Here is an 18,121-nt window from a genome sequence, read left to right on the forward strand (position 1 = left end):
TCGCCGGCCGCTGGCACGATGGCGCCATGACCCACCCCGTGAGGATCGCCGTCCAGCTCCAGCCCCAGCACGCCGACTACGCCCAGATCCGCGACGCCGTCCTGCGCGCCGAGGACGCCGGGGCCGACGTCGTCTTCAACTGGGACCACTTCTTCCCCCTCACCGGGGAGCCCGACGGCCAGCACTTCGAGTGCTGGACGATGCTCGGGGCGTGGGCGGAGCAGACGAGCCGCGTGGAGATCGGCGCGCTCGTCACGTGCAACAGCTACCGCAACCCCGAGCTGCTGGCCGACATGGCCCGCACGGTCGACCACATCAGCGGCGGCCGGCTCATCCTCGGCATCGGGGCCGGCTGGTTCGAGCGCGACTACCTCGAGTACGGGTACGACTTCGGCACGGCCGGGTCGCGGCTGGCCGACCTGTCCGAGGCACTGCCCCGGATCAAGGACCGGTGGGGGAGGCTCAACCCGCCCCCCACCCGTGACATCCCGGTGCTCGTCGGCGGGGGCGGGGAGCGCAAGACCCTGCGCTACACGGCCGAGCACGCCGACATCTGGCACAGCTTCGCCGACCTCGAGACGCTGCGGCACAAGAGCGCGGTCCTCGACCAGCACTGCGCCGACATCGGCCGTGACCCCGGCGAGATCGAGCGCTCGGTCGGCGTCAAGGGCAGCCCGAGCGAGAGCGGGGAGGCGCTCGTCGAGGCCGGTGCCACGCTCTTCACCGTCTCCGCTAGCGGCCCCGACTACGACCTGTCCTCCCTCCGCGACTGGGTAGCCTGGCGCGATGCCCGCTGAGCCTCGCAACGCCGTGCGCCCGACCTCGCCACGGCACGCCTCCCAGCCCGTGCCCCAGCTGCTCCGCGGCTTCCTCATGGGAGCAGCCGACATCGTCCCCGGCGTCTCCGGCGGCACCATCGCCCTCGTCCTGGGGATCTACGAGCGGCTCGTCCACGCCATCTTCACGGCGTCCTCCGCGCTCGGGTCGCTCGTGCGCGGTGACCTGCGCGAGACCGGACGCCGGCTCGCGGCCGTGCCCTGGGTCTGGGTCATCGCGCTGCTGGCCGGCATCGGGGCCGCGATCGTCCTGCTGTCCGGACCGCTCGAGCGGCTGCTGACCGACCAGCCCCAGGCGATGGCCGGGCTCTTCTTCGGCCTCATCCTCGGGGCCGTCCTCGTCTCCTGGCGCCTGGTCAAGCGCCCCAGCCCCCGCCTCGCGGTGGTCGCGCTCGTGGCCGCTGTGGCCTTCGCGCTCTTCCTCGGGCTGCAGGACACCAGCCAGGCCGCCGGCACGGAGGCGGTGACCCGCCCGGCGTGGGCCTTCTTCCTCGCCGGCGTGGTCGCCATCTGCGCGATGATCCTGCCCGGCATCAGCGGCTCGTTCATCCTCGTCCTGCTCGGGATGTACACGGAGGTGCTCGGCGCGGTCAACGACCGGCAGATCGGCGTGCTGCTCGTCTTCGTCCTCGGCGCGGGGCTGGGGCTCGCGGCCTTCTCCTCCCTGCTCACCTGGCTGCTCGACCGCTACCACGACCTCGTGCTCGCCGCGCTCATCGGGCTCATGCTCGGGTCCCTGCGGCTGCTGTGGCCGTGGCCGCACGGCCTGGAGAGCACGGTGCTCGGCGCGCCGACGGACCCTGTCGGTGCGCCGGTGCTGCTCGCGGTGCTCGGTCTCGCCGTCGTCGTCGGGGTGGACCGGTGGGGCCGCGTGCTGGCGCGGCGCCGCGAGACCGCGGACGCCTAGCCACCCGCGCGCCCACACCCGGCACGGGCGGGGCAGGTGGCGGGGCCCACTCCCGCTTGCCGACCCGGGTGACGCCCCTGACCGTTGGGGGATGACGACGCGCGAGGAGCTGCAGGACATCGCCCACGACCAGTTCGGCTGGGACGACCTGCGCGGCGGGCAGCTCGAGGCGATCGAGGGCGTCCTCGAGGGGCGTGACGTCCTCGCGATCATGCCCACGGGCTACGGGAAGTCCGCGATCTACCAGGTGACGGGCGTCGTCCTGCCGGGGGCGACCGTCGTCGTCTCCCCGCTCATCGCCCTCCAGGGCGACCAGATCGCCGGGATCACCGACGCACCCGAGGCGCCCGACGCCGTCGCCCTCAACTCCGCGCTGCGGGCGGCGGACCGCAAGGAGGCGTGGCAGGCGGTGACGGCGGGGGAGGCCGAGTACTTCTTCCTCTCCCCGGAGCAGCTCGCCAAGGACGACGTCGTCGAGCGGCTCGCGCAGGTGCGTCCCTCGCTCGTCGTCGTCGACGAGGCGCACTGCGTCTCCGCCTGGGGCCACGACTTCCGCCCCGACTACCTGCGCCTGGGCCACGCGATCGAGCGGCTCGGCCGCCCGCCGGTCATCGCGCTCACGGCGACGGCGGCACCTCCCGTCCGCGACGACATCGCCCGGCGCCTGGGCCTGCGCGACCCGCTCCTCATCACCCGCGGCTTCGACCGGCCCAACCTCGAGCTGCGCGTGGTGCGGCACGTCGACGCCGCGGACAAGCGCCGGGCGCTGCTCGAGGACGCCGCGACGCTGCTCGGTCCCGGCCTCGTCTACGCGGGGCGGCGCAAGGACACCGAGGCCTACGCCGCCGAGCTCGCCGAGCGCGGCCTGCGGGCCGCGGCCTACCACGCCGGCCTGCGGGCGCAGGTGCGCGAGCAGGTCCACGACGACTTCTCCGCGGGGCGGCTCGACGTCGTCGTCGCGACCTCCGCCTTCGGCATGGGCATCGACAAGGCCGACGTCCGCTTCGTCCTGCACGCCGACCCGCCCGGGTCGCTCGACAGCTACTACCAGGAGGTGGGCCGTGCCGGGCGTGACGGCGAGCCCGCCCTCGCGGTGCTCCACTACCGGCCCGAGGACCTCGGGCTGCGGTCCTTCTTCGCGACGGCGAGCGTGCGGGAGGAGGACCTGCGGGCGGTGCTCACCGCCGTGCGCCGGGCCGACCGGCCGCTCGGCGCGACGGCGCTGCGGAACGCCCTGGAGCTTCCGCCCCGGCGGGTGACCGCCGCCGTCAACCTCCTCCAGGAGGTCGGCGCCGTGACGCAGACCCGGCGCGGGGTCAGGGCGCGCGGGAAGCAGCGACCGGGTGACGTCGTCGCCCTCGCCGAGGAGCACACCGAGTCCCGTCAGCGGGTGGAGCGCTCGCGCGTGGAGATGATGCGGGGCTACGCCGAGACGCTGTCCTGCCGCCGTGAGTTCCTCCTCGGCTACTTCGGCGAGGACTACCCCGGACCGTGCGAGAGCTGCGACACCTGCGCCGCCGGCACCGCCCAGGAGCGGGCTGCCGAGGACGCCGCGGCGGCCGGCGACGGGCCGGGCATGCAGGACGAGGTGGTCCACGAGCAGTGGGGCCGCGGCACGGTGATGAACACCGAGGACGACCGCCTCACCGTCTTCTTCCCCGACGAGGGGTACAAGACGCTGTCCAAGCAGGTCGTCGAGGAGCAGGGCCTCCTGCGGACCTCGGAGTGATCCCGCGCAGAGCGCGCGGCGCCGTCGTAGCCTTCCGCAGATGGACCCGGTAGCGGCGCTCAAGCGCGTGGCCTACCTCCTCGAGCGGGAGCGGGCCGAGGCTCGGCGTGCCACCGCGTTCCGCAAGGCGGCGGCCCGGCTCGAGGGGCTGCAGGCCCGGGAGCTCGAGCGACGCCTCGCCACGGGGACGCTCACCGAGCTGCCCGACGTCGGCCAGCGGACGGCCGGCGTGGCGATGGAGGCGGCCCGCGGCGAGGTGCCCGACTACCTCGCGGCCCTGGAGGAGCGGGCGGACGGCCCGCTCGCGGAGGGCGGGGAGGAGGTGCGCGGCTGGCTGCGCGGGGACCTGCACTCCCACTCCGAGTGGTCCGACGGCGGCACCCCGATCCTCGACATGGCGCGTGCCGCCGTCGAGCTCGGGCACGAGTACCTCGCGCTCACCGACCACTCGCCGCGGCTCACGGTGGCGCGCGGGCTGTCGCCCGAGCGGCTGCGGGAGCAGCTCGACGTCGTCGAGGAGCTCAACGCGGAGCTCGCACCCTTCCGCATCCTCACCGGTATCGAGGTCGACATCCTCGAGGACGGCGGGCTCGACCAGGAGCCCGAGCTGCTGGCCCGGCTCGACGTCGTCGTCGCCAGCGTCCACTCCAAGCTGCGGATGGACGCGCGCGCGATGACGCGGCGGATGGTGGCCGCCGTCGAGCACCCGCTCGTCGACGTCCTCGGGCACTGCACGGGACGGCTCGTCACCGGCGGCCGGGGCACGCGCCCGGAGTCCGAGTTCGACGCGGAGGCGGTGTTCGGGGCGTGCCTGGACAACGACGTCGCCGTCGAGCTCAACTCGCGCCCGGAGCGGTTGGACCCGCCGATGCGGCTGCTCGAGCGGGTCGTCGAGCTCGGGTGCCGGATGGCGATCGACACCGATGCCCACGCGCCCGGTCAGCTGGAGTTCCTCGACCACGGCTGCGCCCGCGCCGCCGAGGCCGGCGTGCCGCGCGAGCGCATCGTCAACGCCCTGCCCCTGGAGGACCTGCTGTCCTGGACCAACCGCTGACAACGCCCCCTGCCGCCGAGAGCAGAGTTCTTCCCGGACCTGTGGACGGGCCACCCGTCCACAGGGGCCGGATCAGCGGGGGCGCGGCTCGTGGACGTCCGGTCGCAGCCGCTCGGGGATGCGGTCACGGTCGAAGGTGATCGCCGTCTGGCCGTGCGGGGTGGGTCGTCCGTCCTCACCGAGGTTGACGAAGACGATCGAGTCGATCGTGAGGATGCTGTGGCGGGTGAAGAGGTTGCGCACCTCGGCCCGCATGGTCAGCGAGGTCCGCCCGAAACGGGTGGCGCGCAGCCCCATCTCGACGATGTCGCCCTGCGTGGCGGAGCTGAGGAAGTTGATCTCCGACATGTACTTCGTGACGACGCGCTCGTTGCCGAGCTGGATCATCGCGTAGATGGCCGCCTCCTCGTCGATCCACCGCAGCAGGCTGCCACCGAAGAGGGTGCCGTTGGCGTTGAGGTCCTCGGGCCGGATCCACTTGCGGGTGTGGAAGTTGATGTCGTCGGAGTGCATACGTCCAGGTTAGGTCGGTGAACCGGGCGAAACCCGGCGCAGCGGGCGTGCGACCCGCCACGGCCCGGCGGCGACGAGGCGGCCCTTGACGGCGCCGGTTCGGCGCAGGACCCTGTAGCCCTCCGTCCGGCTGGAGGCACCCATGGGCACGCTCGTCTACGCAGCCAACGTCTCCCTCGACGGCTACCTCGAGGACGAGACCGGCGCCTTCGACTGGTCCGTGCCGAGCGAGGAGGTGCACGCCTTCTGGAACGAGCACGAGCGGCGTATCGGCACCTCGCTCTACGGGCGGCGCATGTACGAGGCGATGCGCGTGTGGGAGGAGGACGACTGGCTCGTCGACGCACCCGCCATCGTCCGCGAGTACGCGACGATCTGGCGGGACGCGGACAAGGTCGTCTACTCCTCGACGCTCGACGCCGTGACGACGGCGCGTACCCGGCTCGAGCGGCGCTTCGAGCCCGAGGCGGTACGGCGCCTCAAGGAGGAGTCGGGCGCGGGCATCAGCGTCGGGGGAGCGGGCCTCGGCGCCGAGGCCTTCAGTCACGGGCTGGTCGACGAGTGCGTCCTGCTCGTCCACCCGGTGCTCGTCGGGGGCGGGAAGCCCGCGCTGCCGCGAGGTGTGCGCCTCGAGCTCGAGCTCCTGGACCACCGACGCTTCGCCAACGGGGTGGTCTGCCTCCACCACGCGGTGCGGACCTGAGGAGAGGCCCGGCGTGTGGTGTGCGCAGACGTCCAGCTGATCCACCCGGTGAATCAGCTGGACGTCTCGCGCACACCTCACCACGCCCGCCGTCGCGGCGGGTCCGCGCCCGCCGTCGATCTGGAAGGATCGCCCGCATGAGTGACCAGCCGGGACCCCTGCTTCTCCTCGACTCCGCCTCCATGTACTTCCGGGCCTTCTTCGCCCTGCCCGAGACGATGACCGCGCCCGACGGCACGCCGGTCAACGCGGTGCGCGGCTTCCTCGACGCCATCTCCCGGCTCGTCGAGACCCACCGCCCCTCCCGGGTCGTCGCCTGCTGGGACGACGACTGGCGCCCGGCGTTCCGGGTCGAGGCGATCCCCTCCTACAAGGAGCACCGACTCTCCGACGACGGCGGTGAGGAGGTCCCGCCCGCGCTCACCGCCCAGGTGCCGATCATCGTCGACGTGCTCTCCGCCGTCGGGATCCCGCGGCTGGGATCGCCCGGCTACGAGGCCGACGACGTCATCGGCACCCTCGCCGCCCGCGAGGTCGCTGCCACCGACCGCGCCCCCGAGGTGCTCGTCATGACCGGTGACCGGGACCTGTTCCAGCTCGTCGACGACGCCGCCGCCGTCGCCGTCCTCTACCCGGTCCGCGGGCAGAAGGAGCCGCAGCGGATCGACGAGGCGTGGCTACGCGAGAAGTACGGCGTCGTGAGCGGCCAGGCCTACGCCGACATGGCCACCCTCCGCGGCGACCCGAGCGACGGGCTGCCGGGCGTCGCGGGGATCGGGGAGAAGACCGCCGCCTCCCTGCTCGCGCAGCACGGCACGCTCGCCGGGATCGTCGAGGCGGCGAACGACGCCGGGTCCTCCCTCACCGCGACGCAGCGCAAGCGCATCCTCGCGGCGGCCGACTACCTCGCCGTCGCGCCGACCGTCGTCCAGGTGGCCCGTGACGCACCGGTGGCCGACGACCGCGGCGAGATCGGCGACGTCCCGGCGGACGGGGACAAGCTCCTCGAGCTCGCCGAGCGCTGGGGCCTGGAGTCCCCGCTCAAGCGGCTCGTCGACGCCTGCGCCGCCGTCTCCTGACGCGGCGCGGTCACCGGGTGGCCCGGTGACGAGGGATGTCGGCCGGGAACTGTACTCTCGGCGCAGCAGGTGGCACGACGCGACGACGGAAGGAAGCCGCCGATGGACAGGCAGCAGGAGTACGTGCTCCGCGCGATCGAGGAACGCGACATCCGGTTCATCCGGCTGTGGTTCACCGACGTCCTCGGCGTGCTCAAGTCCGTGGCGATCGCCCCGGCGGAGATCGAGGCGGCCTTCGCCGAGGGCATCGGCTTCGACGGCAGCTCGATCGAGGGCCTCACCCGCGTCTACGAGGCCGACATGCTCGCCAAGCCGGACCCGGCCACCTTCCAGCTGCTGCCCTGGCGCGGGGACGAGAACGGTGTCGCGCGGATGTTCTGCGACATCCTCACCCCCGACGGCGAGCCGGCCCGCTCCGACCCGCGCAACGTCCTCAAGCGCACCCTCGAGCGCGCCAAGGACGCCGGCTTCACCTGCTACACCCACCCCGAGATCGAGTTCTACCTCTTCGAGCAGCGCAGCAGCCTCGACGCGCCCCTCGTCCCGATCGACACCGCCGGCTACTTCGACCACGTCGCCCGCGGCACCGCCCACGACTTCCGGCGCGACACCATCACGCTGCTCGAGTCCATGGGCATCTCGGTGGAGTACTCCCACCACGAGGCCGGCCCCGGGCAGAACGAGATCGACCTGCGCTACGCGGACGCCCTGTCCACCGCGGACAACATCATGACCTTCCGCACCGTGGTCAAGGAGGTCGCCCTCCAGCAGGGGATCATGGCCACCTTCATGCCCAAGCCGCTCATCGAGTCCCCGGGCTCCGGCATGCACACGCACTTCTCGCTGTTCGAGGGCGACGCGAACGCCTTCTACGACCCCGCGGGCCAGTACCAGCTCTCCGCGACGGGCCGCTCCTTCATCGCCGGCCTGCTCCACCACGCCGCCGAGATCACCGCCGTCACCAACCAGTACGTCAACTCCTACAAGCGCCTGTGGGGCGGCGGGGAGGCGCCCAGCTACGTGTGCTGGGGCCACAACAACCGCTCCGCGCTCGTCCGCGTGCCGCGGCACAAGCCGGACAAGGGCCCCTCCACTCGCGCCGAGTACCGCGCGCTGGACTCCGCCGCCAACCCCTACCTCGCCTTCGCCGTCCTCATCTCGGCGGGCCTCAAGGGCATCGAGGAGGGCTACGAGCTGCCCGACGGCGCCGAGGACAACGTGTGGGCGCTGTCCGACGTCGAGCGCAAGGCCATGGGCATCAAGCCGCTGCCCGGCAGCCTCGAGCAGGCGCTGGAGGTCATGGAGTCCTCCGAGCTCGTCGCCGAGACCCTCGGTGAGGACGTCTTCGAGTTCTTCGTCCGCAACAAGCGCCAGGAGTGGACCGAGTACCGGTCCCAGGTCACGCCCTACGAGTTGCGTAGCCTGCTGCCCGGCGTCTGACAGCCGTGCGCGCCCCCACGCCCACCCAGGAGCTGCTCCGGCTCGGCTTCACCGACCCGCGCCGGGCCGAGCAGTTGCTGGACGAGCCGGTCCTCGCCGGGCCGCTCGCGCGCGCGGAGGACGCCGGCGCGCCGCTTCCGACGGCCCTGGGCCGGACCGCCGACCCGGACCTCGCGCTCCTCACCCTCGTCCGCCTCCTCGAGGCGTCTGCGGACGACGACGGCGCACCGGACCTCGCCGGCGTGCTCGCCTCCGAGGGCGGTCACCGGACCCGACTTCTCGCCGTCCTCGGCGCCTCGAGTGCGCTCGGGGACATGCTCGTGTCCCGCCCCGCCGACGCCGCGCTGCTCGCCGACGAGCACGCCGACGGCGTCCTCGACCTCAGCCCGCAGGACGAGCGGGAGCGCGCTCTGGCCGCCGTGGGCGCCGACTCGGCGGACGACGCCCCGGTCGCCGCCGTCACCGGCACGGCCGGGGTCGAGGCGCTGCGCCGCTGCTACCGCCGCCGCCTCCTCGAGGTCGCCGCCGCCGACCTCACGAGCGCGGACCCGCTGGCGGCCTTCCCCGCCGTCGCCGCCGCGCTCTCCGACCTCGCCGCCGCTGCCCTCGAGGCCGCTCTCGCCGTCGCCCGCGCCGACCTGCCCGACCACGGGCGCGGCGCGCCGCTCGCCGTCATCGGCATGGGCAAGACCGGCGGGCGCGAGCTCAACTACATCTCCGACGTCGACGTCGTCTACGTCGTCGCCCCCGCGGAGGGGACCGACGAGGCGGAGGCCACCGCCGTCGCCACCCGCCTGGCTGGCGCGATGGCCCGCAACGTCAGCGGCGCCGTCGGGGCGGAACCGCCGCTGTGGCCGGTGGACGCCAACCTGCGCCCCGAGGGCAAGGACGGGCCGCTGGTGCGGACGGTCGCCTCGCACCGCGCGTACTACGAGCGCTGGGCCAAGACGTGGGAGTTCCAGGCGCTGCTCAAGGCGCGCCCGGTGGCCGGGGACCCGGCGCTCGGTGCCGAGTACGTCGCCGCCGTCGAGCCCTTCGTGTGGTCGGCGGTGGGCCGGGAGAACTTCGTCGAGGACTCCCAGGCGATGCGCCGGCGCGTGGAGGACACGATCCCGGTGGCCGAGGCGGAGCGGCAGCTCAAGCTCGGGCGCGGGGGGCTGCGGGACGTCGAGTTCACCGTCCAGCTGCTCCAGCTGGTCCACGGCCGCACCGAGGAGAGCATCCGGACCGCCGGCACGCTCCACGCGATCGCCCGGCTCGCGGAGGCCGGCTACATCGGGCGCGACCCGGCGCAGCGGCTGGACGAGTGCTACCGCTACCTGCGCGTGCTCGAGCACCGGATGCAGCTGTACCGGCTGCGGCGCACGCACGTCATCCCGAGCGGCGAGGCGGACCTGCGGCGGCTCGCGCGGGCGCTGCCGGGGGAGGGGCCGCGCAGCGCCGAGTCGCTCGAGCAGCGGCTGCGCACCGTGCGCCGCGAGGTGCGCGAGCTCCACGAGGACATCTTCTACCGGCCGATGCTCCCGCTCATCGCCCAGCTCAGCCCCGAGGACGCCCGCCTGCGTCCCGAGGCGGTGCGCGAGCGGCTCGCGGCGATCGGCTACCGCGACCCGGCCGGGGCCGTGCGGCACCTCGACTCGCTCACCGCCGGCGTCTCCCGCACCGCGGCCATCCAGCGCCAGATCCTGCCCGCCATGCTCGGCATGTTCGCCCGCGGCGCCGACCCCGACGGCGGGCTCCTCGCCTTCCGCAAGGTCTCCGAGGCGCTGGGCAGCACCCACTGGTACCTCCAGATGCTCCGCGACTCCGGCGTGGCCGCCCCGCGGCTCAGCTACCTCCTCGCCACCAGCCGGTACGTCGCCGACGGGCTCGAGGCGCTGCCCGAGTCCGCCGCCTGGCTGGGGGAGGACGAGGCCCTGCGCCCGCGCACGCCCGAGCAGCTGGCCCGGGAGGCGAGCGCGCTCGTCCGCCGGCGGCCCGACCCGGAGGAGGCGGTCCGGGCCGTGCGCTACCTGCGCCGCCGGGAGCTGCTGCGCGGCGCCGTCGGGGACGTCCTGGACGGCGTGCGCGACGAGCGGGACCGCACCGTCCTGTCCGTGGCCGCCGACCAGGCCCTCACCACGGCCCTCGAGGTCGCACTGCGCCGCACCGCTGAGCAGCGCGGGCTGGCCGAGCCGCCGGTGCGCTTCGGGATCCTCGCGATGGGGCGCCTGGGCGGACAGGAGATGGGCTACGGCTCGGACGCCGACGTCCTGTTCGTCCACGAGCCGCTCGAGGGTGAGGACGACGACGGCGCCCAGGACTTCGCCGTCGCCGTCGCGGGGCACGTGCGCGCCCTGCTCGGCGACCCTGGGCCCGAACCTGCTCTGCCGGTGGACGCCGCGCTGCGGCCCGAGGGGCGCAACGGCCCGATGGTCCGCTCGCTCGCGTCCTACGCCCAGTACTACGAGCGGTGGGCCGAGCCGTGGGAGCAGCAGGCGCTGCTGCGGGCGCGGCCGGTCACCGGGGACGAGGGGCTCCTCGAGCGGTTCTGCGCTCTCGTCGACCCCTACCGCTACCCGGCCGACGGGCTGGACGACCGCGCCCTGCGGGAGCTGCGGCGGGTCAAGGCGCGGGTGGAGTCCGAGCGGATGCCGCGCGGCGTGCCGGCGAACCGGCAGCTCAAGCTCGGGCGCGGAGGGCTCTCGGACGTCGAGTGGACCGCCCAGCTCCTCCAGCTGCAGCACGCCGGCCGGGTGCCCGAGCTGCGCACGCCGCGCACGGTGGAGGCGCTGACCGCCGCCCGCGACGCCGGGGTGCTGGGGGAGGAGGACTGCGAGCTGCTCGTCAGCGCGTGGACCCTCGCCTCACGGCTGCGCGCGGGGATCGCGCTTGCCACCGGCCGCGTGACCGGCGCGAAGATCGACGTCCTGCCGCACGACCCTGGCCAGCTCACCGCCGTCGCCCGCCTGCTCGGTTACGGCCCCGGGGAGACGGCGGAGCTGGAGGAGGACTACCTCCGCGCCACCCGCCGCGCCAGGACCGTCGTCGAACGCATCTTCTTCGAGTGAGTGCCCCGCCCCCGTCCGCGCCGGCAGCACACTTACCGCCGACAGCACACTTATCGCCGACAGCACACTTATCGCCGACAGTACAGTTACCGCCGAGAGCCGGATTCTCCGGACCACGGCTCGCCTACACCCGCCGTAGGTTGGCCCCGTGAGCCAGTCCATGCGAACCACGGATATCCCCGTCGACGAGTTCATCCCTGCGAACGACCCCGACGGCTCGCTCGCCACGCTCGACCGCGTCATCACCGCCGCGCTGCCCGGCGCCACGCGCGTGCTCTGGCAGGGCGTGTTCTGGGGCGGCACCGAGCAGTCGATCATCGGCTACGGCGCGACCGTCCAGCCCCGCCCCCGCGGTGCCGACGTCGAGTGGTTCCTCGTCGGGCTCGCCCGGCAGGCGACCTACCTCAGCCTCTACGTCAACGCCGCCGAGGGACGAGAGCCCCTCGCCAAGGTCTACGGCCAGCGCCTCGGGGCGACGAAGGTCGGGTCGGCGAGCATCTCCTTCCCGTCAGCCGACGCCGTGGACCTCGGGGTCGTGGACGAGATGGTCCGGCACGCCGGTCGCGTCATGGAGTGGAGGTGACCCCTCCGGTCACCGCCCGTTCGCCCGGCTGGGTCATGATGGGAGGCATGCGCCTCATCCTCGTCCGCCACGGCCAGACCAGCTCGAACGTCGCCGACCTCCTCGACACCGCCGAGCCCGGCGCCGACCTCACCGAGCTCGGCCGCGAGCAGGCCGCCGCCGTCCCGCGCAGCCTCGCCGACGAGGACATCGACGTCGTCTACGCCTCCACGCTGGTCCGCACCCAGCAGACCGCCGCGCCGCTCCTCGCCGAGCGGGGCCTCGAGCTCCGCGTGCGCGACGGCATCCGCGAGATCGCAGCCGGAGACTTCGAGATGCGCGGCGACGAGGAGGCGCACCGCGCCTACGTCGGCACGATCTTCGGCTGGGCGCAGGACCCCAGCCGTCGGCTCCCGGGCGGCGAGAACGGCCACGAGGTGTGGCAGCGCTTCGACGACGTCGTCGCCGAGGCCCACGCCGACGGCGCCCGCACCGCCGTCCTGTTCAGCCACGGTGCCGTCATCCGCTCGTGGACGGCCGTCCGCGCCGAGAACGTCACCGGCGAGCACGCCGCGTACCACCCCATCACCAACACCGGCGCCGTCGTCCTCGAGGGCAGCCCCCGCGAGGGCTGGTGGGCCGAGCTCTGGGAGGGCCAGCCCCTCGGCGGCGACCGCGTGGCCGCCCCCGCGGCGGACGGCCCCGCCGCGGACCCCGCTCCTGCCGAGGCGGTCCCCTTCGACTCCTGAGCGACGACGACGCCGCCCCCCGCGTGCGTCGTCACCTCACCGTGGCACGGTGGTCGCCATGCGCGTCCTCCTCCTCGCCGACACCCACGTCCCCAAGCGGGCCCGCAAGCTGCCGGAGCAGGTGTGGCAGGAGGTCGAGGCGGCGGACCTCGTCGTCCACGCGGGGGACTGGGTCGCCCCCGAGCTCCTCGACGAGCTGGAGGACAGGTCGCGGGCGCTGCTCGCCTGCTGGGGGAACAACGACGGTGCCGAGCTACGTAGCCGGCTCCCCGAGGTCGCGCGAGCCGAGGTTGAGGGGGTGCGCATCGCCGTCGTCCACGAGACGGGGCAGTCCCGCGGCCGCGACGAGCGGATGCGGGCCGCCTACCCGGACACCGACCTGCTCGTCTTCGGCCACAGCCACATCCCGTGGGACGGGGAGGCGGACGGGCTACGTCTGCTCAACCCCGGCTCACCCACCGACCGCCGCCGCCAGCCGCACTGCACGTACCTCACGCTCACGCTCTCAGACGGCGAGATTTCTTGCGTCGAGCTGCACCGCCTCCCGCCACGGTGATCGCGATGTCGGTGGCTGCGCATAGGCTGCCGTCGCACCGTCCACCGCCGGACCTGGGAGGCTCATGACCGCACTGCCGGAGCGTCCGCTCCACACCGAGCGCCTCACCCTGCGCGCGGCCGTTCCCGAGGACGCCGACCGCACCTGGCGCTACCGCCGGCTCCAGGAGGTGAGCGCCTGGCTCACCAGCCGGCAGACCACCCTCGCCGAGCACCGGGAGCACTTCACCGAGCCGGGGCGGCTCGGCCTCACCCTCGTCGTCGAGCTCGGCCACGACGGCGGTGGTGAGGTCGTCGGCGACCTCATGCTGCGCCGCACGGACGGCTGGGGGCAGACCGACGTCGCGCACCTCGCGGCCGGCACCGAGGTCGAGCTCGGCTGGGTCCTCGACCCGGCGCACCGCGGGCGGGGCTACGGGACCGAGGCCGTGCGCGAGCTGCTGCGCTACAGCTTCACCGAGCTCGGCGTCCGCCGCGCCGTCGCCAACTGCTTCGCCGCGAACGAGCCGTCGTGGCGGCTCATGGAGCGGGTGGGGATGCGCCGCGAGGCGCACGCAGTGCGCGACTCCCTCCACCGCTCGGGGGAGTGGCTCGACTCGCTCGTCTACGCCCTCCTCGCCGAGGAGTGGGTCCGGCCGTGAACGTCCAAGCCCCCGGAGCCGTGGACGGCGCCGGGGGCTGCGAGGACGAGCGGTCTAGATGTCGAAGTACATCTCGAACTCGTGCGGGTGGGGACGCAGGCGCAGCGGGTCGATCTCCTGCGTGCGCTTGTAGTCGATCCACGTCGCGATGAGGTCGGGGGTGAACACGTCGCCCTCGGTGAGGAAGTCGTGGTCGGCCTCCAGTGCGAGGAGCGCGCCCTGCAGCGAGTCCGGCACCTGCTCGATCTGCGCGTGCTCCTCCGGCGGCAGCTCGTAGAGGTCCTTGTCGATCGGCTCCGGCGGCTCGATGCGGTTCTTGATGCCGTCCAGGCCCGCCATGAGCATCGCGGAGAAGGCGAGGTAGGGGTTGGACGACGGGTCCGGCACGCGGAACTCGATGCGCTTGGCCTTGGGCGAGGTGCCCGTCACCGGGATGCGGATGCACGCGGAGCGGTTGCGGGCCGAGTACACGAGGTTGACCGGCGCCTCGTAGCCGGGGACCAGGCGGTGGAAGGAGTTGACGGTCGGGTTGGTGAAGGCCAGCAGCGCCGGGGCGTGCTTGAGGAGGCCACCGATGTACCAGCGGGCGAGGTCGGACAGGCCGCCGTAGCCGCGCTCGTCGAAGAACAGCGGCTTGCCGTCCTTCCACAGGCTCTGGTGGGAGTGCATGCCCGAGCCGTTGTCGCCGTAGATCGGCTTGGGCATGAAGGTCGCGGTCTTGCCGTTGACCCACGCGGTGTTCTTGATGACGTACTTGAACTTCATGACGTCGTCGGCGGCGGCGCGCAGCGTGTCGAAGCGGTAGTTGATCTCCTGCTGCCCGGCCGTGCCGACCTCGTGGTGGGCGCGCTCGACCTGCAGCCCCACCTGCTGGAGCGTGGTGACCATCTCGTCGCGCAGGTCGGCCATCTGGTCGTTGGGGGAGACGGGGAAGTAGCCGCCCTTGTAGCGGGTCTTGTACCCGAGGTTGCCCCCCTCCTCCTCGCGGCCGGTGTTCCAGGCGGCCTCGCCGGAGTTGAGGTAGTAGAAGCTCGAGTGCTGGTTCGTCTGGAAGCGGACGTCGTCGAAGATGTAGAACTCGGCCTCGGCGCCGAAGTAGACGGTGTCGGCGATCCCGGTGCTGCGCAGGTAGGCCTCGGCCTTGGCGGCGATGTTGCGCGGGTCGCGGGAGTAGGCCTCGTCGGTGAAGGGGTCGACGATCGAGAAGTTGACGACGAGCGTCTTCTCCTTGCGGAACGGGTCGACGAAGGCGCTCGTCACGTCGGGGACGAGCTTCATGTCCGACTCGTGGATCGCCTGGAACCCGCGGATCGAGGAGCCGTCGAACATGAGGCCGTCGGTGAAGGCGTCAGCGGCGAAGGACTCGACGGGGATGTTGAAGTGCTGCATCACGCCCGGCAGGTCGCAGAAGCGGACGTCGACGAACTTGACGCCCTCCTCCCGGGTGAAGGCGATGGCCTCCTCGGCATTGCTGAACATGTACCGCTCCTCTGGCGTGGGAATCCGGGGGACCGACACGGTCCCGACGACGACGACGCTATCCGGGCTGCGTTTCGGCGTCGTCACCCGAATGTGTCCGGCATGTTACGTGGACGACGACGGCGCGGGCCCCCGTGCGTTCGACGTCCCCGTGCGTCAGCGGCGGACGATCTGCGTGCCGGCCCACACGTCGTGCAGGCCGCGGCCGTCCAGCCCCCACACGACGGCGGGGATGACGAGGCACAGGCTGCCGGTGCGGATGAGCACCTGGACGGGCGTAGCGGCGCCGCCCTGGTAGGCGCGCACCCGCAGGCCGAGCAGGGTGTGGCCGATCGTGGCCCCGCGGGTGGCGAGCAGCAGCCACGTCATGAGCGCGAACACCCCGAGCGTGGCGAGCGGGTGGTTGTCGAGGAAGCCCGCGGAGATCGCCGTCGCCAGGCCCCAGTCGACGGCGAGGGCGACGACCCGGCGGCCCAGCGGCGCGGGGCTGCTGGGCGCCTCGGTGGTCACGGGCCGCTCCTGTCTCACGCTCAGCGCCCGCGCATGCCCTTGCGGTCGGGCCGCGCACGCATCGGGTCGACGCCCTTGGGGATCGGCGGGCGCGAGGACTGCAGCGCCCGCAGGCGCTTGGAGACCGCGGCGACCTCCGCCTTGGTGAGGGTCGGGCGGAGCTTCTGGATCGTGCGCACGAGCTTGGGCAGCGGGGTCTGGCCCTCACCGCGGCCGACCTCGACGAGGTGGACGGTGACGTTCGGCGCCACCCGCGCGACCTTCTTGCGCTCGCCCTCGAGGAGGCGCTTGACGCGGTGAGCGGGACCCTCACCGATGAGGACGACGCCCGGGCGCCCGACGGCGCGGAACACCACGTCCTGGGTGCGGGGGTCGACGGCGACCGGCTGCTCCTCGATGTTCCAGCCACGACGGATGGTGCCGAGGGCCGAGCCCGAGGCGCCGGGGGTGCCCTCGATGCGCGAGTAGGCCGCCCGCTCCGCCCGCCGCGACAGGAGCAGCATGACGACGATGAGCGCGACCGGCAGGCTGAGCAGCGTGACGTACACCGGGTGGCCGACCGCCAGGCCGATGAGCAGGCCCACGAGGAGGATCCCGACGAAGGAGCCGAGCAGCCACCAGGTGATCGAGGGCTGCGCCTCGCGGGTCATCTGGAAGACTTCCCACAGCTGGTGGTACCAGCGCTTCTTCTTCTGCTTCGGCGCGGCGCCCTCGACGGCGTCCTTCTTCTTCTTCAGGGCCATGATCGCCCATCCTACCGGCCCGCGGACGCGCCCCTGGCTGCGCGCTGCCTGTGGATGACGCCAGCGGGCGGAGGCGTCCTGCGCTTGGCTTGACCCATGGCACGACGACGCCGCAGCCCGGGGGTGGAGGGCGGCGCGCGCCCTCCGCAGCTGCCGGGTCACGACATCGTCGGGCCGGTCGGCTTCGGCGCGCACGGGGCGGTGTGGGCGGCGCGCGACCGGGGCGGGCGCGACGTCGTCGTCAGCGTCCTCGCGCTGCCTCGCGGGGAGGCGGGCGCGGCGCAGCTGCGTCGGCTGGCCGGGCTCCGTCACGGCACCCACCCGCACCTGGCGCGGGTCCGTCAGGTGCTCGGCCTCGACGGCGGCCGCTGCGCCGTCGTCAGCGACCGGGTCACCGGGCCCACCCTCGCCACGGTCCTCGCCGCCCGCGGCGGCCTCGAGCCGCCGGAGCTGGCGGGGCTGCTCGCCGCGGTGGGCAGCGCCCTCGGCCACCTCCACGAGCGCGGCATCGTGCACGGCGACGTCTCACCCGCCAACGTCGTCGTCACGGGCGGCGGCGTGCCCGTGCTCGTCGACCTCGTCGGCCAGGACGCCCACGAGCTCGGCACGCCGGGCTTCGCCCCGCCGGAGCGGGAGCGGGGGAGCGCGGCCGGCGCACCGGGGGACGTGTGGGCGCTGGCGCGGCTCGTCGTGTGGGCTGCGGGCCCGGCGCCGGGCGCGCACCTGCTCGGCCTGCTCGGGCCCGCGCTCGACGCCGTCCCGGAGCACCGGCCGTCCGCTCGGGACCTCGCCAGCCGCGCCCCGGGCATCGGACCAGCCGCACCGGTCGCGGTGCCGCCGGCGGCCGCACTCGCGCAGGCCCGCATGCGCGACGACCTGGCCTCCACCCGCCGGCGTCCCGCCACCCGCCGGCAGGTCCAGCGGACCGCGCTCACGCCCGCCGCGGCACCCGGCGGCCGACCACCACCGCGTGCCGCCGCACCGGCCGCCCGGCACGTGAGCCGCCAGCCGCTGCCGGCACCGTGGCTCGGTGGCGCGCTGACCGTCGGGGTCGCCGCGCTGCTCACCGGGCTCATCGTCTGGTCCGCACCGGGCGAGCGGGCCGGCGGATACGGGCACCGCCCGGCAGCCGCGGACGAGCCCGCGGCGGTGGCCGAGGCCGTGAGCGGGCTGCTCGCCCGGCGCGACGGCGCGCTCGTCGCGGGGGACGCCGCGGCGCTGGCGGCGACGACCGTGGCCGGGGGACCTGCCGCCCGCGAGGACGTCGCCCTGCTCGAGCGGCTCACTGCGACCGGCACGGAGCTCGAGCGGCTGCGCACCGAGGTGAGCGCCGTGGAGGCGGTGGCGCAGGTCGAGGAGGGTGTTGCCGTCGACGTCGTGCTCGTCCAGGGGGCCCACGAGCGGCTCGTGGCCGGGGAGCGGGTCACCGTCCCCGCGCAGGAGCCGGCCTGCGCGCGGCTCGTCCTCGTCCCGGTGCCGGGGGAGACGTGGCAGCTGCTGCGCAGCGAGCCCTGTCCCTGACCGGAAAGGCCACGGGGCCCGCACCAGATGGTGCGAGCCCCGCGGCGTGG

The 18,121-nt window shown here is 73.8% G+C and carries 17 protein-coding genes; 13 read left to right on the top strand and 4 right to left on the bottom strand.

What is annotated here, in order from left to right:
* The first annotated feature begins 26 nt into the window (after nucleotides 1-26).
* From AA0005_RS08720 to AA0005_RS08735, 4 genes are all read left to right on the top strand, one after another.
* Nucleotides 27-797, top strand: a complete 771-nt coding sequence (locus AA0005_RS08720; RefSeq protein ID WP_413453023.1) for an LLM class F420-dependent oxidoreductase — start codon at nucleotides 27-29, stop codon at nucleotides 795-797.
* Entirely contained in the window at nucleotides 787-1,743 is a 957-nt protein-coding gene (locus AA0005_RS08725) for a DUF368 domain-containing protein (RefSeq protein ID WP_413453024.1), read from the top strand. Before AA0005_RS08720 ends, AA0005_RS08725 begins: the two co-directional genes overlap by 11 nt.
* A 91-nt stretch (nucleotides 1,744-1,834) precedes the next feature.
* Entirely contained in the window at nucleotides 1,835-3,472 is a 1,638-nt protein-coding gene (locus AA0005_RS08730) for a RecQ family ATP-dependent DNA helicase (RefSeq protein WP_413453025.1), read from the top strand.
* Nucleotides 3,473-3,512: 40 nt separating this feature from the next.
* Nucleotides 3,513-4,526, top strand: a complete 1,014-nt coding sequence (locus tag AA0005_RS08735; RefSeq protein ID WP_413453026.1) for a PHP domain-containing protein — start codon at nucleotides 3,513-3,515, stop codon at nucleotides 4,524-4,526.
* 72 nt (nucleotides 4,527-4,598) lie between these two features.
* Here AA0005_RS08735 and AA0005_RS08740 read toward each other — a convergent pair whose 3' ends face one another.
* The gene (locus AA0005_RS08740; RefSeq protein ID WP_413453027.1) at nucleotides 4,599-5,039 is read right to left on the bottom strand and encodes an acyl-CoA thioesterase; all 441 of its coding nucleotides are present in this window, start codon (nucleotides 5,037-5,039) and stop codon (nucleotides 4,599-4,601) included.
* 142 nt (nucleotides 5,040-5,181) lie between these two features.
* Here AA0005_RS08740 and AA0005_RS08745 point away from each other — a divergent pair, with 142 nt between their 5' ends.
* From AA0005_RS08745 to AA0005_RS08780, 8 genes are all read left to right on the top strand, one after another.
* On the top strand, nucleotides 5,182-5,742 hold the full coding sequence (locus tag AA0005_RS08745) for a dihydrofolate reductase family protein (protein WP_413453028.1): 561 nt from the start codon (nucleotides 5,182-5,184) through the stop codon (nucleotides 5,740-5,742).
* Nucleotides 5,743-5,879: 137 nt separating this feature from the next.
* Nucleotides 5,880-6,821 (top strand): 5'-3' exonuclease, encoded by a 942-nt coding sequence (locus tag AA0005_RS08750; RefSeq protein ID WP_413453029.1) that lies wholly within the window; start codon nucleotides 5,880-5,882, stop codon nucleotides 6,819-6,821.
* 102 nt (nucleotides 6,822-6,923) lie between these two features.
* Nucleotides 6,924-8,261 (top strand): type I glutamate--ammonia ligase, encoded by a 1,338-nt coding sequence (gene glnA / locus AA0005_RS08755; RefSeq protein WP_413453030.1) that lies wholly within the window; start codon nucleotides 6,924-6,926, stop codon nucleotides 8,259-8,261.
* A 5-nt stretch (nucleotides 8,262-8,266) separates the two neighbouring features.
* A complete protein-coding gene (locus AA0005_RS08760; protein ID WP_413453031.1) occupies nucleotides 8,267-11,311 on the top strand; it encodes a bifunctional [glutamine synthetase] adenylyltransferase/[glutamine synthetase]-adenylyl-L-tyrosine phosphorylase in 3,045 nt (1,014 codons plus the stop codon).
* Nucleotides 11,312-11,471: 160 nt separating this feature from the next.
* Nucleotides 11,472-11,894: a hypothetical protein gene (locus AA0005_RS08765; protein ID WP_413453032.1), complete on the top strand. Its 423-nt coding sequence runs from the start codon at nucleotides 11,472-11,474 to the stop codon at nucleotides 11,892-11,894.
* Nucleotides 11,891-12,622, top strand: a complete 732-nt coding sequence (locus tag AA0005_RS08770; RefSeq protein ID WP_413453033.1) for a histidine phosphatase family protein — start codon at nucleotides 11,891-11,893, stop codon at nucleotides 12,620-12,622. Before AA0005_RS08765 ends, AA0005_RS08770 begins: the two co-directional genes overlap by 4 nt.
* A gap of 58 nt (nucleotides 12,623-12,680) precedes the next feature.
* On the top strand, nucleotides 12,681-13,178 hold the full coding sequence (locus AA0005_RS08775; protein WP_413453075.1) for a metallophosphoesterase family protein: 498 nt from the start codon (nucleotides 12,681-12,683) through the stop codon (nucleotides 13,176-13,178).
* 64 nt (nucleotides 13,179-13,242) lie between these two features.
* Complete coding sequence (locus AA0005_RS08780) at nucleotides 13,243-13,818, top strand: GNAT family N-acetyltransferase (protein ID WP_413453034.1); 576 nt, start codon at nucleotides 13,243-13,245, stop codon at nucleotides 13,816-13,818.
* A gap of 54 nt (nucleotides 13,819-13,872) precedes the next feature.
* Here the strand turns inward: AA0005_RS08780 and glnA (AA0005_RS08785) are convergent, their stop codons facing one another.
* The 3 genes from glnA (AA0005_RS08785) to AA0005_RS08795 form a co-directional block, all read right to left on the bottom strand.
* Nucleotides 13,873-15,297, bottom strand: coding sequence for a type I glutamate--ammonia ligase (gene glnA, locus AA0005_RS08785; RefSeq protein ID WP_413453035.1), 1,425 nt, complete (start codon nucleotides 15,295-15,297; stop codon nucleotides 13,873-13,875).
* A 156-nt stretch (nucleotides 15,298-15,453) separates the two neighbouring features.
* Nucleotides 15,454-15,807, bottom strand: coding sequence for an RDD family protein (locus AA0005_RS08790; RefSeq protein ID WP_413453036.1), 354 nt, complete (start codon nucleotides 15,805-15,807; stop codon nucleotides 15,454-15,456).
* A gap of 20 nt (nucleotides 15,808-15,827) precedes the next feature.
* Nucleotides 15,828-16,550 (bottom strand): DUF4191 domain-containing protein, encoded by a 723-nt coding sequence (locus AA0005_RS08795; RefSeq protein WP_413453037.1) that lies wholly within the window; start codon nucleotides 16,548-16,550, stop codon nucleotides 15,828-15,830.
* Between the two features lie 96 nt (nucleotides 16,551-16,646).
* Here AA0005_RS08795 and AA0005_RS08800 point away from each other — a divergent pair, with 96 nt between their 5' ends.
* Nucleotides 16,647-18,071 (top strand): protein kinase domain-containing protein, encoded by a 1,425-nt coding sequence (locus AA0005_RS08800; protein WP_413453038.1) that lies wholly within the window; start codon nucleotides 16,647-16,649, stop codon nucleotides 18,069-18,071.
* Nucleotides 18,072-18,121 lie beyond the last annotated feature (50 nt).

Origin of the sequence: Georgenia phoenicis (genome assembly GCF_047302425.1) — a bacterium.
Classification (GTDB): domain Bacteria; phylum Actinomycetota; class Actinomycetes; order Actinomycetales; family Actinomycetaceae; genus Oceanitalea.

Bases quoted from the DNA above. Each gene is read 5' to 3' on its own strand.
- AA0005_RS08720 (WP_413453023.1), top strand. From the start codon at position 27: ATGACCCACCCCGTGAGGATCGCCGTCCAGCTCCAGCCCCAGCACGCC.
- AA0005_RS08725 (WP_413453024.1), top strand. From the start codon at position 787: ATGCCCGCTGAGCCTCGCAACGCCGTGCGCCCGACCTCGCCACGGCAC.
- AA0005_RS08730 (WP_413453025.1), top strand. From the start codon at position 1,835: ATGACGACGCGCGAGGAGCTGCAGGACATCGCCCACGACCAGTTCGGC.
- AA0005_RS08735 (WP_413453026.1), top strand. From the start codon at position 3,513: ATGGACCCGGTAGCGGCGCTCAAGCGCGTGGCCTACCTCCTCGAGCGG.
- AA0005_RS08740 (WP_413453027.1), bottom strand. From the start codon at position 5,039: ATGCACTCCGACGACATCAACTTCCACACCCGCAAGTGGATCCGGCCC.
- AA0005_RS08745 (WP_413453028.1), top strand. From the start codon at position 5,182: ATGGGCACGCTCGTCTACGCAGCCAACGTCTCCCTCGACGGCTACCTC.
- AA0005_RS08750 (WP_413453029.1), top strand. From the start codon at position 5,880: ATGAGTGACCAGCCGGGACCCCTGCTTCTCCTCGACTCCGCCTCCATG.
- glnA (WP_413453030.1), top strand. From the start codon at position 6,924: ATGGACAGGCAGCAGGAGTACGTGCTCCGCGCGATCGAGGAACGCGAC.
- AA0005_RS08765 (WP_413453032.1), top strand. From the start codon at position 11,472: ATGCGAACCACGGATATCCCCGTCGACGAGTTCATCCCTGCGAACGAC.
- AA0005_RS08775 (WP_413453075.1), top strand. From the start codon at position 12,681: ATGCGCGTCCTCCTCCTCGCCGACACCCACGTCCCCAAGCGGGCCCGC.
- AA0005_RS08780 (WP_413453034.1), top strand. From the start codon at position 13,243: ATGACCGCACTGCCGGAGCGTCCGCTCCACACCGAGCGCCTCACCCTG.
- glnA (WP_413453035.1), bottom strand. From the start codon at position 15,297: ATGTTCAGCAATGCCGAGGAGGCCATCGCCTTCACCCGGGAGGAGGGC.
- AA0005_RS08795 (WP_413453037.1), bottom strand. From the start codon at position 16,550: ATGGCCCTGAAGAAGAAGAAGGACGCCGTCGAGGGCGCCGCGCCGAAG.
- AA0005_RS08800 (WP_413453038.1), top strand. From the start codon at position 16,647: ATGGCACGACGACGCCGCAGCCCGGGGGTGGAGGGCGGCGCGCGCCCT.